Origin of the sequence: Amycolatopsis sp. NPDC102389 (assembly GCF_044765885.1) — a bacterium.
Taxonomy (GTDB): Bacteria; Actinomycetota; Actinomycetes; order Mycobacteriales; family Pseudonocardiaceae; genus Amycolatopsis.
Genome location: NZ_JBIWKX010000001.1, coordinates 1 through 12,165, shown reverse-complemented (window position 1 = coordinate 12,165; position 12,165 = coordinate 1). Strand labels below are relative to the sequence as shown.

Genomic DNA, 12,165 nt, shown 5'->3' with positions numbered 1-12,165 from the left:
CGTGGGTTTGGGCCAGGAGGCCGCCGAAGAAAGAGAACGTCCGTTCCTGGAGCGACTGGACGAACCCGTCCGCGCCCGGTTGCTGGAGATGGGTACCCCGCAGACCTACGACGGCAGGCAGGCGCTGATGCGCGCGGGCGAACCCGGCGACTTCGTCATGTTGCTGCGGCACGGCTACGTGAAGGTGACCAGCGCCGACCGGATGGGCGCGACGGTCATCCTCGACGTCGGGGTGCCCGGCGATCTGCACGGCGAGATCGCGGTGATCGCGGGCGGTATCCGGATGGCGGACGTCGTCGCCATCGAGGAGGTGCACGTCCGGCGTATCGCGGCGAGCGAGTTCAACCGGTTCCTGCTGGATCATCCGGCGGCGATGCGGGAGGTGCTCGTCAGTGTCGCCCGCCGGTTCGTGCTCGCCCAGCGGCAGCGGACCCAATCGTGGAAACCGCAGGCGGTGGCGCGCGTCGCGACCCGGCTGGACTACCTGGTCGACGTCTGTGGCATCCGGACACCGGCCGGCTGGCGGATCGGGATCCCGTTGAGCCAGGACGAACTCGCGCAGTTCATCCCGATGGGCCGGACCATGGTCGCGCAGGCGTTGGACAAGCTCCGGAAGGCGGGAGTTGTGGCCAGTTCGCGCCGTGCGATCACCGTCATCGACCGCGAGGCATTGCGGGTGATCACGGAAAAAGGTGTGACTTAGCTCACTGGCGTTGACCAGCGCGAGGTCACGTTTTGTTCGGTTCCGAACAGAACTTCCGGTGAGGAGTGGGAACACTGCTTCCTGCCGCCAGTTTTCACCGATCAGGGGAGGGGTCGCAGAGATGCAGGTGCTGACCTCAGGCCGATACAACGCGCACACCCACGCCGTGCTTTCCGTCGACATCGTCGGTTCGTCCAAGGCCAGCGACGACCTGCTGGACCCGATGAAGACCGAGATGGAAACGCTGGTGTCCCGCTCGTTCAACGCGGTCGGGCTCGTTCCGGGGGAAGCGCGTCACTTCCGGGAGACCGGGGACGGGCTGATGGTCGCGTATCCGGACCACGCCGTCGGCCAGTTGTGCGAGGTCGCGTTCCACCTGGACCATCTGCTCCGGACCCGCAACCGCTACGCCAGGGTCCCGATGCGGGCGCGGGTGGCGGTCCACATGGGACCGATGGCGGACAATCACCGGTACCACCGCACGTACATCACGCTGACCAGGCTGCTGTGCGCCTCGACCTTCAACGACGCCGTGGGCTACTGGTGCCGTTCGGATCCGACGGGCGACAAGTTCGGCGCCGGGATGATCGTCTCGCAATCCGTGTGGCGCAACGTGGTCGAGCCGTTCGGGGTCGCGCTGGTCCCGCCCGCCCGCTGCGCCCGGATCAGCGTCACCACCCCGGATTTCGCCGACAGCGCGTGGATCCACTTGCCCGGCTTGGACGCCGAAGCGGTCCTCGCCGAACTGAACCCCGCCGTCGCGGTGCCGCTCGTGTTCGACCGGGTGAGCCGGTTGTCCACGACGGCCTGACCCAGACCGGGCGGTCCGGTTTCCAGGGAGGGAAAGCCGTATCGCTCGCCGGTTCCCGGCCCGGTACCCCTACGCCGGGCCGGGAACCGGACCCCCGGCGCGGGGGGGTGGGGGCGCGGGTCATCCCCGCCGCGCCCCCTCGCATCTCCGGTCCGTGAAGGCCTCCTTGAGGGACCCAGAGTCCCTCAAGGAGGCCTTCACGGACTTGCGTGGCAGGGCCTACTGGCGGCAGCGCTTTCCGCTGTTGATGCACTTCACCAGCTGGTTCATCAGCCGCTGCGACATGACGTTCGCGAAGTCGTCGTGGTCGGAGCGCGGGTTGTGCTTCTCCTGGGCGAAGGCGTCGACCGCGTACTGTCCGGCGGCCTGGATCTCCGGCGGGATGTTGTACACCAGCGTGATCTTCAGCTGCGGCACGTTCTTGAAGCCACGCGGGCATTTCCCGTTGCGGTCGGAGAACACGATATGCGTGCGGTGGTTGGCGCTGTCGGTGTTCTTCCCGTCCCAGCAGTTCGGGAACGCGTGGACGCGGGTGACCTTGCTGCCCCGCGGGCAGATCGGGTACAGCTCGGTGAGCCGGTCCTCGAAGCCGGTGCAGGTCCAGCTGGGCTTGGCGTTGGCCGGGCCGTTGGTGCTCTGCTTGGCGTCGCCGTAGAGCACGCGCAGGAACTTCGGCATCGCGACGACCCGGCGGGCGCCGCCGCTGGTGAAGGTCAGGTCGGCCTTCTCGACGCGCTGGATCTCGCCTTCGTTGTTGCCGATCTCGTTGTTTTCGTTGACACCGGGCAGGTCCGCGGCCTTGCCGTCGGATTTCTTCTTCTCGGCGTCACCGGCGGCGTTGACGTTGCTGTTGTCGCCGCCGTTGTCGAGACCGCCCTCGCCGTTCTGCTTCACCGCGCAGCCGGCCAGCTGGTCTTCGTTCTTCGCGACCGGTTTGCCCGCCTGCCGCATCGTGTCGCCGATCTGCTTGATCGACGGCTTCCGCTTGTTCTTCAGCTCGTCGAGCACCTGGCCGGCTTGTTTTCCTTGCGCCAGCTGGTTGTTCGCGTTGTCGGACTCCCGGTCGAGTTTGTCGAGGTTCTCGTCGATCGCGGGCATGGCCTGGTCGGGGACCTCGTCGAGCTCGCTGGCGACGTCGGGGCAGTCGACCTGGGCGCCCGCCTCGTCCTTGGCCGCGTTCGCGCGGTCGGCGGCGAGTTTCTCCTCGTTCGCGGCCTCGTTCTCTTCCTCTTCCTCGGTGTTGATCCGGACGACCGGCCAGAAGTAGGCCGACTTGTCCCCGTTCTTGCAGGTGGTGCCCGCGCGCAGCAGGCTCTTGTTGTTCGAATCCGCGTTGGTCGAAAGGTTTCCGACGTAGTCGTGCAGGTGCTCGGCTCCATTGCGGACGCCGGGCTGCGCGATGAAGTTGTCGCCGTTGAAGTGGCCGTTCTCGTTGCGGCCGCAGTCGACGGTGAACGTCCCTCGTGCGCCTCGTTTCGCGAGGTCGAGGTTGACGTTGTTGCCGCGGGGGACCTTCGTGATGTCGATGAAGAACGATTTGTCCGCGCCGTCGGCCCTGGCGGCGTCGGGGGTTCCGGTCGTGGTGACCACGACGATCCCGCCGACGGCGATGGCGAGCGCGGTGGCGCCCGTGGCGACCTTGGTGCGGCGTGCCATGCGATGGCGACCGGCGGTTCTTTGGTTACGGGGCATGAACTTGTTCACCTCGTTCGGTGTCGTTGCCCGGAGCCCGGGGGAGGCGGCGCCGGCATCGCCGACGTCACTGACTCCGTGTTGGCTGAAACGGCCCCGACGCACAGGCGGTTCAAAACGCGACCTCGCCGTTATGCTTTCGTTACCTTTGGGAGTGAGAAAAGGCCCGGCCTCGGGGCAGTCGAGGCCGGGCCGGATTCCCACTGGTCAGACGTCGACCTTGTCCTTGGGCTCCGCCTCGGGGACGGTGGGGCGGGCAGGAAGGAAACGCTTGATCAACGGGAAGAACAGGATCACCAGGATGATCACGTAGACCACGATCGCGAACGGGGTGTTGAACAGCCCGGTCAGTTCGCCGTCGCTCAGTTGCAGTGCGCGCCGCATCTGCTGTTCGGCGGCCGGGCCGAGGATGACGCCGATGATCGCCGGCAGCACCGGCAACCCGTAGCGGCGCATCGCGAACCCGATCAGGCCGATCACGAACATCACCAGCAGGTCGAAGATGTCCGCGTTGACCGCGTACGCGCCGACGCTGGCGAAGAACAAAATGCCCGCGTAGAGGTACGGCCGCGGGATCCGCAGCAGCTTCGCCCACAGCGGCGCCAGCGGCAGGTTCAGCACCAGCAGCAGCGTCAGGCCGACGAACAGCGAGGCGATCAGGCCCCACACCAGCTTCGACTCGCGTTCGAACAGCAGCGGTCCCGGCTGGATGCCGTACTGCTGGAACGCCGCCAGCATCACGGCCGCGACCGCGGTCGTCGGCAGGCCCAGCGTCAGCATCGAGACCAGCGTGCCCGCCGCCGAGGACGACGCGGCCGATTCCGGACCCGCGACCCCTTCGATGGCGCCCTTGCCGAACTCGTCCTTGTGCTTCGAGAGCCGCTTTTCGGTGAGGTACGAGAGGAACGTCGGGATCTCCGCGCCACCCGCCGGGATGGCGCCGAACGGGAACCCGATCACCGGTCCGCGCAGCCACGGCTTCCAGGTCCGCTTCAGGTCGGCGCGCGAAAGCCACGGCCTGCCGACCGGGATCGGCTTGAACGTGTTGCGGCGCAGATGCGCGGCGACCCACAGCGACTCGCCGACGGCGAACAGCGCGACCGCCACGATCACCACGTCGATCCCGTCCGCCAGATGCAGCGAACCGAAGGTCAGGCGCGACTGCCCGGTCATCTCGTCCAGGCCGACGAGCCCGATGGTGAGCCCGATGAGCAGCGACGCGACACCGCGGATCCGCGAGTTGCCGAGCACCGAGGTCACCCCGATGAACGCCAGCACCATGATCGCGAACAGATCGGGCGCGCCGATGTCGACGGCGTACTTCGCGATGATCGGCGCGAGCAGCACCAGCGCCATCGTGCCGAGGATGCCGCCGACGAAATGCCCGATCGCGGCCGCCGCAAGCGCTTGCGCGCCCCGGCCCTTGCGGGCCATCGGGTTGCCGTCGATCGCGGCGACCACCGAGAAGCTCTCACCCGGGGTGTTCAGCAGGATCGATGTCGTCGAGCCGCCGAACATGCCGCCGTAGTAGATGCCGGCGAACATGATGAACGCCGCCGTCGGCTCCATGCCGTAGGTCACCGGCAGCAGCAGGGCCACCGCCATCGCGGGACCGATTCCCGGCAGCACGCCGATCGCGGTGCCCAGCAGCACACCGAGCGCGGCGAGCGCGAGGTGTGTCGGGGTCAGCGCGGTGCCGAACCCGTCGATGAGTTGCTGCAGCATCAGAACACCTCCATCAACGGGCCACCGGGCAGCGGGACACCGAGCAGGTTGTTGAAGATCAGGAAGGTCACGACCGACATGCCCGCCGCGATCAGCGGGTCACGCACCAGGTTGCGGCTGCCGAGGGCGAACGCCGCGCCCCAGAACAGGATCGCGCCCGAGATCGGGAACCCGACCAGGCCGATCAGCGCCGCGTTGGCGAGGAAGGCACCGCACAGCAGCAGGACCGTGCGCATGTCGGCGGGCGCGGTGAGGTCGATGTCCTCGCCGCCCTCGGCCTCGCCCTTGCCGCCGCGCAGGACGTCGCGCGCCAGCAGCACCGCGACGATGAGCAGCAGCGAGCCGACCAGGACCGGCACCGCCTTCGGTCCCACGGGACCGCGCTGGGCGAAGTCGGTGGGAATGCTCAGCGCGTCGGTCAGCACCAGCACACCGAGCACCACGAGCACCACGCTCACTCCGAGTTCGGAGCGTCCTTTCAGCCACGTGGTCATGCCAGACCCAGCTCTTTCAGCACCGTTGCCACTCGAGTGTTCTCCTCTTTGAGAAACGAACCGAACTGCTCACCGGGCGCGAACGCTCCGGTCCATCCGTTGCGCTGCAAGGCTTCCTGCCACTGCGGCGTCTTCTGCAACCGCTCGAACAGGCTCACCAGCTTCGCGCGGTCCGACTCGGTGATGCCCGGCGGCGCGACGATGCCGCGCCAGTTCGTGAACTTCACGTCCACACCGGACTCCGTCAGCGTCGGCGCGTCGATCCCGGGGAGCCGCTTCTCGCTCGTCACCGCCAGGACCCGGAGCGTGCCCGCCGCGATCTGGTCGCGGTACTCGCCGACACCGGAGACGCCGAACGCGACCTTGCCGCCGAGTACCGAGGCGAGCAGCTCGCCGCCGCCGTCGTACTGGACGTAGTTGACCGTCTTCGGCGCGAGCCCGATCGCCTTCGCCATCAGCATCGGCGCCAGGTGGTCCGGCCCGCCGGGGGACGAGCCGCCGCCGACCTGGACCGCGCCAGGGTCCCGCTTCCAGGCGTCGAGCAGCTGGCCGATGTTCTGGTACGGCGAATCCTTGCCGACCACGACGATGTCCGACTCTTCGATCAGCTTCGCCACCGGTGTGGTGTCGAGCAGCGAAGACGGCGACTTGTTCGTGAACACGCTGCCGACGACGCCGAGCCCCATCGACATGACGAGCTTGCCGTTGCCGCGTTCGGCCACCGTGCGGCCGAGGCCGACCGTGCCGCCGGCGCCGGGGAGGTTGAACACCTCCGCGTTGCCGAGCAGGTCGGCGTCTTCCATGGCCTTGGTCGCCGTGCGCGCCGTGATGTCGTAACCGCCGCCGGGCGCGTTGGGCACGAGTACCCGCAACGACCGGATCTGCGAGCCCTCGTCGGCCTCGCTGCCCGGGGTGAGCAACGGTGGCACCAGCAAAACGGCGACTAGCGCCGCCGCGATGGCCAACCAGCTACTGGGCTTCACTGTGATCCCCGCCTCTCTGCCGCGTGGTTGGACATGTTGCACTCGTGTAAACAGAGATGTCCCGCTTGCGGGCCCAATGGTTGTTGTGTTCGTTTTGGTCACGCGGAGGTGGCGATGGGTGCTCGGGGTTCCTTGGCACGCCAGCTCCTCGTATGGCAACTGGTAGTCGTCACCTGCCTACTGTGCGCGGTGGGCGTCCTGGCCGTCACCCAGGCGGGGAACAACTTCCGCACCACCGAAGGACGCCGGGCGCTTTCGGTCGCGGAGAGTGTCGCCGCGCAGGGTGTCGTGGGCGACCTCGAGAACGGCCCGTTCGAGCTGAACGCGCCCGCGGAGACCGCGCGGAGCCTCTCCGGGGTGGATTTCGTCGTCATCGCGGGTGCCGATCGCTACGTGCTCGCGTCGCCGTATCCGGATCAGCTCCGGACGCTGCTCGACATCGGCGACAGCACCGTCCTTTCCGGACGGTCGTGGGTCGGTGAGGTCGACGGCTCGATCGTGGCGCACGTCCCGGTGCTCGACGAAAAGGGCGGCAAGGTGATCCGCATGGTCGCGGCGGGCTCGAAGTCGCCCGGTTTCTTCGCCGGCGTGCTCGACTCGCCGGACAACGCGCTGCGCGTGCTGGGTGTCGCGCTGGTGATCGGGGTGAGCGGTTCGCTGCTGCTGGCGCGGCGGGTGAAGAACCAGACGCTCGGCCTGGAACCGCACGAGATCACCGCGCTGGTCGAGAACCGGGAGGCGCTCCTGCACGGCATCAAGGAGGGCGTCGTCGGCCTGGACCCGCAGCACCGGATCACCCTGGTGAACGATCAGGCCCGCGAACTGCTGGCGCTGCCGGAGGACGCCGTCGGCCGGTCGGTCGAAGACCTCGACCTCAACGAGCGGATCCGCGATCTGCTCACCGGCCGCGCGACCGGCGCCGACCAGATCGTGCTGCGGCAAGGGAAGGTGCTGACGTTGAACCGGATGCCGATCGACGTGCGAGGAGCCGTCGTCACCCTGCGGGACCGCACCGATCTGATGACCCTGCGGGACGAACTCGACGCCAGCAGGCACGCCACCGACACGTTGCGGGCGCAGGCGCACGAGTTCAGCAACCGGCTGCACACCATCTCCGGGCTGCTGGAACTCGGGGAATATGAAGAGGTCCGCGGCTATGTCAGCCGGATCAGCTCGGCGCAGGGGGAGTGGCGCGCGGAGGTCGGCTCACGCGTCGGCGACCCCGCCGTGGCGGCGTTGCTGATCGCGAAGGCGTCGCTCGCCGCGGAACGCGGGGTCGGGCTGCGCATGGCCCCGGACAGCGAATTGGACCGCGTCGAAGACGCCCTTTCCTCGGATTTGGTGACAGTGCTGGGAAATCTCGTCGACAACGCGTTGGACGCGCTGGGTGGAGAGCGGGGCTGGATCGAGGTCGGGGTGTGGCAGGAGGAGGACGAAGTGCGCGTGGAGGTCCGTGATTCCGGACCGGGTGTCGCCCCGGAGATCGCGGAAGAGGTGTTCGAGCACGGCTTCACCACGAAGGCCGCCGCGCACGGCCAGCGCGGTCTCGGGCTCGCGCTGATCCGGCAGGCGTGCGTGCGGCGGGGCGGTTCCGTCGAGGTGCACAACTCCGGCGGCGCGGTCTTCACGGCGAGGTTGCCGCGATGATCAAGGTGCTCGTCGTCGACGACGATTTCATGGTCGCGAAGGTCCACAGTGGATACGTCACGCGCACCGAGGGGTTCGCCGTGGTCGGGGTCGCGCATACCGGCGCCGACGCGCTCCGCCTGGCGCGGGAGCTGAAACCGGATCTGGTGCTGCTCGACGTCTATCTTCCCGATCTAGACGGGCTTTCGGTGCTGCGGGAACTGCGCGCGACCGAGGACGTCGACGTCATCCTGATCACCGCCGCGACCGACGTGGAAACCGTGCGGCAGGCGATGCGGGGCGGGGTCCTGCACTATTTGATCAAACCGTTCGAGTACGCGTCGCTGCGCGATCAGCTCACCCATTTCGCGTCGCTGCACCGGCGGCTGGACCGGCTCGCCGAGGCCGGGCAGGCCGACGTCGACCAGGTCTTCGGCGCGCGGCCGAGCGCGAAACCCGTGCTGCCCAAGGGACTCACGGCGGAAACCGCGCGACTCGTGGAGACCGCGCTGCGGGGCGCGTCCGGCGGGATGTCGGCGAGCGAATGCGCCGAGGCGACCGGCGTCGCGCGGGTGAGCGCGCGCCGGTACCTGGAGCATTTCGTGGCGACGGGCAAGGCCGAGGTGACCCTCAAGTACGGCGGGACGGGACGGCCGGAGCGTCGCTACCTCTGGTCGTGAGCCCTCCCGCGTTTAGTCCTCTGAATGCGGCTAGGCGACATCCTGGTCCGGCGGGTTCGCGGCCGCGACGTCGGCGCGGAGCCCGGTGATCAACCGAGCGAGACCGTATTCGAAGGAGGCGGCCGGATCCTCGTCGTGGTCGCCCTCGACGTGCTGCTGTTCGTCGATCGCGCAGCCGAGGGTGTACCGGCTGATGGCGAGGATCGCGTGCGTCGCGTCCTCTTCGGTGAAACCGGCTCGGAGCAACGGTTTGATCAGCGGCGTCATCGCCGACCCGCCGGTCGGTCGGGAGCCCGCGTGCAGGCGGGCGCCGTCCCGATAGGACAGCAGCGTGCGGCGGATGGTGCGGGCCCGGCCGGCGAGCCACTCGGCCCAGTCGTCCATCGCCGCGGGATCGTCCAGCGGGGCGAGCCGGTCGTCCAGCATCGTCTCGGCCATCTGGTCGAGCAGCGCCTGCTTGCTCTTGAAATGCGTGTAGAGCGCGGGACCGCGCACGCCGAGCTTCTCCCCGAGCTTGCGCAGGCTCAATCCGTCCAGCCCGACCTCGTCGAGGAGTTCGAGCGCGGCTCGAACGTAGCCATCCCGTCTCACGACCATGCGCACACCTTCGCCGGTCCGTATCGGCCTTGACAACTCGGCCTGATCTTATCACTGTTAAGATCTTAACGGCGATAAGATTGGCAGGTAGGATGATCGGGAGTTCCGAGGAGGAGCGCATCACCCCGGCGTTGTGGGGGATGGCCTCGATCCTGACCCTCGGCGGCTTCCTCTCGATGTTCACTTCGACCGTCGTCACGGTCGCCCTCGGCCCGATCGCGGCCGGATTTCGTGCACCGCTCGGTACCGCCCAGTGGATCGCCACCGGCTATCTGCTCGCGCTCGCCGCGATGGTGCCGGTGAGCGGCTGGGCGAGCCGTCGCTTCGGGACGACGCGGGTGTGGCTGGGGTGCGTCGCGCTGTTCGCGATCTTTTCCGCGCTCTGCGCGATGGCGAGCTCGATCGAGGCGCTGATCGTGTGCCGTGTCCTGCAAGGCGCCGCGGGTGGACTGCTGGTCTCGGCGGGACAGATCCTGTTCGCGACGACGGTGGGGCCGAAGCGGCTCGGCCGGATGATGGCCGTGCTGAGCATCCCGATCTACCTCGCGCCCGTGCTCGGCATGCTGGCGGGCAGCGTGCTCACCGAGCGGTTCGGCGTTCCGTGGCTGTTCCTGGTGAACGTGCCGCTCGCGCTGCTCTGCCTACTGCTCGGCCGGAAACGGCTGCCGCGGGAAAGCCCGGTCTCCGCTCAGCCGCTGGATCGACGCGGCTTGGTGCTCACCGTGACCGGACTGCCGTTGCTCGTGTACGGCTTCGCCGAAGCCGTCCCGGTCGCGGCGGTCGCCGGCACGATCCTGCTCGCCGTCTTCGCGGTCACCGCGCTGAGGTCACCCGCGCCGCTGCTCGATCTGCGGCTGTTCCGCGACCGGACGTTCTCCTCGGCCGCCGCCGTCATCTTCGGGATGGGGATCGCGCTGTTCGGCGCGATGATCGTGCTGCCGTTGTACTACCTCGACGTCCGGCACGAAAGCCTCGTCGCCACCGGATTCCTCACCGCGCCGCTGGCCCTCGGCACGGTGCTGGCGCTTCCGCTCGCGGGCAGGCTGACCGACCGGATCGGTGGCGCGCGGGTGATCTTCGCCGGGCTGATCGTCACGATCATCGGCACGGTGCCGCTGGCGTTGCTCACCGGATCGGACAGTTACTGGTGGCTTTCGGCCGTGCAGGTCGTCCGCGGCTGCGGCATCGGGCTGACCACGACCCCGGCGCTCGCCGCCGGGCTGGTGTCGGTGCCCAAAGAGCGAATTTCCCACGCGATGCCCCTCTTCGCCATGCTGCAACGGATCGGCGGATCCTTCGGGACGTCGATCCTGACCGCGGTCGTCTCCGCGCGGCTCGCCGCCGCTCCGGGGGCCGCGGCGGCCGTCGCGGGCACGCACTGGTGGATCGTGGGGATCACCGCGATCGTGGTGTTCCCGGCGTGGCTCCTCGTCCGCGCCGAATCGTCCACAGTGGACTGACGATGGCCGGTGGGTTTGTTCCCGCCCGATGGCCACGGAGGTTTCGAGTGGCATTCGGGACAGTGGGTGGACAACGCCGTAGGCTCAGGGGAATGAGCACGGCACCCACGTCGGAGCATCCGATGGTCGAAACCCGGCACCAGACCCAGTTGCTCACCCTGTTGCGGGACGAGGGACCGATGTCCCGGGTCGAACTGGGGGAGCGGCTGGAGCTGCCGCGTGCCCGGGTGGGGGCCGAGGTCGCGCGGCTGGCCGAGGTCGGCCTCGTCGAGACCGCGGGCCCCTCGGCGAGCCGCGGCGGCAGGCGGTCGACCCTGGTGCGGTTGGCGGGAGACCTGCGGGTGCTGTCGGTCGACGTCGGCGCGACGTCGGTCGGGGTCGCCCTCACCGACGCTTCGTGCGAGGTGCTGGTGCACACCGTCGAGGACTGCGACGTCCGGCAGGGTCCGCACGCCGTGCTCAAACGTGTCGTCGCGCTGGCGGAGAAGATCCGCGAAGAGGCGCCGGGCAAGCTGATCGCCGCCGGGATCGGCCTGCCGGGGCCGGTGAGTTTCGCCGAGGGCATGGCGGTCGCGCCGCCGATAATGCCCGGCTGGGACCGGTTCTCCGTACGAGACCATCTCGGCGGGCTGCTGCGCTGCCCGGTCACGGTCGACAACGACGTGAACTCCATGGCGCTCGGCGAACGGCACGCCGGGGTCGCCCGCTCCATCGACGACCTGGTGTTCGTCAAGATCGGTACCGGGATCGGCTGCGGGATCGTGCTGGGCGGCAAGGTGTACCGCGGCGTCGCCGGCACCGCGGGCGACATCGGGCACATCCGCCTCGACGACTACGGGCCGACCTGCGCCTGCGGTGAGACGGGCTGCCTCGAGGCGTACTTCGGCGGCGCTGCCCTGGCCCGCGACGGGCTGACGCTCGCGCGCAGCGGCCGGTCGACGTACCTCGCCGACGTCGTCGCCGCCCGCGGCGCGATCACCGCGCAGGACGTCGGCCGCGCGGCGGCGTCGGGCGATTTCGGCGCGGTCAACCTGATCCGCGACGGCGGGCGGCGGCTCGGGCAGGTGGTCGCCTCGCTGGTGAGTTTCGTGAACCCGGGCATGGTCGTGATCGGCGGCGGCGTGGCGCAGCTCGGGCATCAGCTGCTCGCCGAGATCCGCAGCTCGGTCTACCGGCGGTCGCTGCCGCTCGCGACCGGGAACCTGCCGATCGTGCTGTCCGAACTGGGCGACACCGCCGGGGTCATCGGGGCCGCTTGGTCCGCCACGGACCGGGCCTTCACCCTCAGCAGCTGACCGGTCCCGGTGGTGGGGGGGGGGGGGGGGGGGGGGTGGGGGGGACCAAACACACCAACCCAAACACCCCCCCCCCCCACCACGCGCCCCGGGAGAGGC

11 protein-coding genes are annotated in these 12,165 nt (G+C 68.9%); 6 read left to right on the top strand and 5 right to left on the bottom strand.

Features of this window, described 5'->3' with window-relative positions; translation table 11 throughout:
- The first annotated feature begins 1 nt into the window (after nt 1).
- Both ACIRGA_RS00055 and ACIRGA_RS00050 read left to right on the top strand, forming a co-directional pair.
- Entirely contained in the window at nt 2-703 is a 702-nt protein-coding gene (locus ACIRGA_RS00055) for a Crp/Fnr family transcriptional regulator (protein ID WP_400934981.1), read from the top strand.
- A 121-nt stretch (nt 704-824) separates the two neighbouring features.
- Nucleotides 825-1,514 (top strand): hypothetical protein, encoded by a 690-nt coding sequence (locus ACIRGA_RS00050; RefSeq protein ID WP_395878939.1) that lies wholly within the window; start codon nt 825-827, stop codon nt 1,512-1,514.
- Between the two features lie 219 nt (nt 1,515-1,733).
- Here the strand turns inward: ACIRGA_RS00050 and ACIRGA_RS00045 are convergent, their stop codons facing one another.
- From ACIRGA_RS00045 to ACIRGA_RS00030, 4 genes are all read right to left on the bottom strand, one after another.
- The gene (locus ACIRGA_RS00045) at nt 1,734-3,170 is read right to left on the bottom strand and encodes a DUF1996 domain-containing protein (protein ID WP_400934978.1); all 1,437 of its coding nucleotides are present in this window, start codon (nt 3,168-3,170) and stop codon (nt 1,734-1,736) included.
- A 243-nt stretch (nt 3,171-3,413) separates the two neighbouring features.
- Nucleotides 3,414-4,931 (bottom strand): tripartite tricarboxylate transporter permease, encoded by a 1,518-nt coding sequence (locus tag ACIRGA_RS00040; RefSeq protein WP_400934975.1) that lies wholly within the window; start codon nt 4,929-4,931, stop codon nt 3,414-3,416.
- Nucleotides 4,931-5,425 carry a tripartite tricarboxylate transporter TctB family protein gene (locus ACIRGA_RS00035; protein WP_037346191.1) on the bottom strand — a complete coding sequence of 165 codons (495 nt, stop codon included), beginning with the start codon at nt 5,423-5,425 and terminating at the stop codon, nt 4,931-4,933. The genes ACIRGA_RS00040 and ACIRGA_RS00035 overlap by 1 nt, the downstream gene beginning before the upstream one ends.
- Nucleotides 5,422-6,390: a tripartite tricarboxylate transporter substrate binding protein gene (locus ACIRGA_RS00030; RefSeq protein WP_081976006.1), complete on the bottom strand. Its 969-nt coding sequence runs from the start codon at nt 6,388-6,390 to the stop codon at nt 5,422-5,424. The genes ACIRGA_RS00035 and ACIRGA_RS00030 overlap by 4 nt, the downstream gene beginning before the upstream one ends.
- A 132-nt stretch (nt 6,391-6,522) precedes the next feature.
- On the opposite strand from ACIRGA_RS00030, the gene ACIRGA_RS00025 reads away from it, so the two are divergent.
- Together ACIRGA_RS00025 and ACIRGA_RS00020 are read left to right on the top strand one after the other, a co-directional pair.
- Entirely contained in the window at nt 6,523-8,055 is a 1,533-nt protein-coding gene (locus ACIRGA_RS00025; protein ID WP_400934972.1) for an ATP-binding protein, read from the top strand.
- Nucleotides 8,052-8,714, top strand: a complete 663-nt coding sequence (locus ACIRGA_RS00020) for a response regulator (RefSeq protein WP_400934969.1) — start codon at nt 8,052-8,054, stop codon at nt 8,712-8,714. Before ACIRGA_RS00025 ends, ACIRGA_RS00020 begins: the two co-directional genes overlap by 4 nt.
- A gap of 30 nt (nt 8,715-8,744) precedes the next feature.
- Here the strand turns inward: ACIRGA_RS00020 and ACIRGA_RS00015 are convergent, their stop codons facing one another.
- Nucleotides 8,745-9,311, bottom strand: coding sequence for a TetR/AcrR family transcriptional regulator C-terminal domain-containing protein (locus ACIRGA_RS00015; RefSeq protein WP_400934966.1), 567 nt, complete (start codon nt 9,309-9,311; stop codon nt 8,745-8,747).
- Nucleotides 9,312-9,403: 92 nt separating this feature from the next.
- Between ACIRGA_RS00015 and ACIRGA_RS00010 the strand changes: the two genes are divergently transcribed.
- Both ACIRGA_RS00010 and ACIRGA_RS00005 read left to right on the top strand, forming a co-directional pair.
- Entirely contained in the window at nt 9,404-10,771 is a 1,368-nt protein-coding gene (locus ACIRGA_RS00010) for a DHA2 family efflux MFS transporter permease subunit (protein WP_400934964.1), read from the top strand.
- A gap of 92 nt (nt 10,772-10,863) precedes the next feature.
- On the top strand, nt 10,864-12,066 hold the full coding sequence (locus ACIRGA_RS00005; RefSeq protein WP_400934961.1) for an ROK family protein: 1,203 nt from the start codon (nt 10,864-10,866) through the stop codon (nt 12,064-12,066).
- Nucleotides 12,067-12,165: the final 99 nt, after the last annotated feature.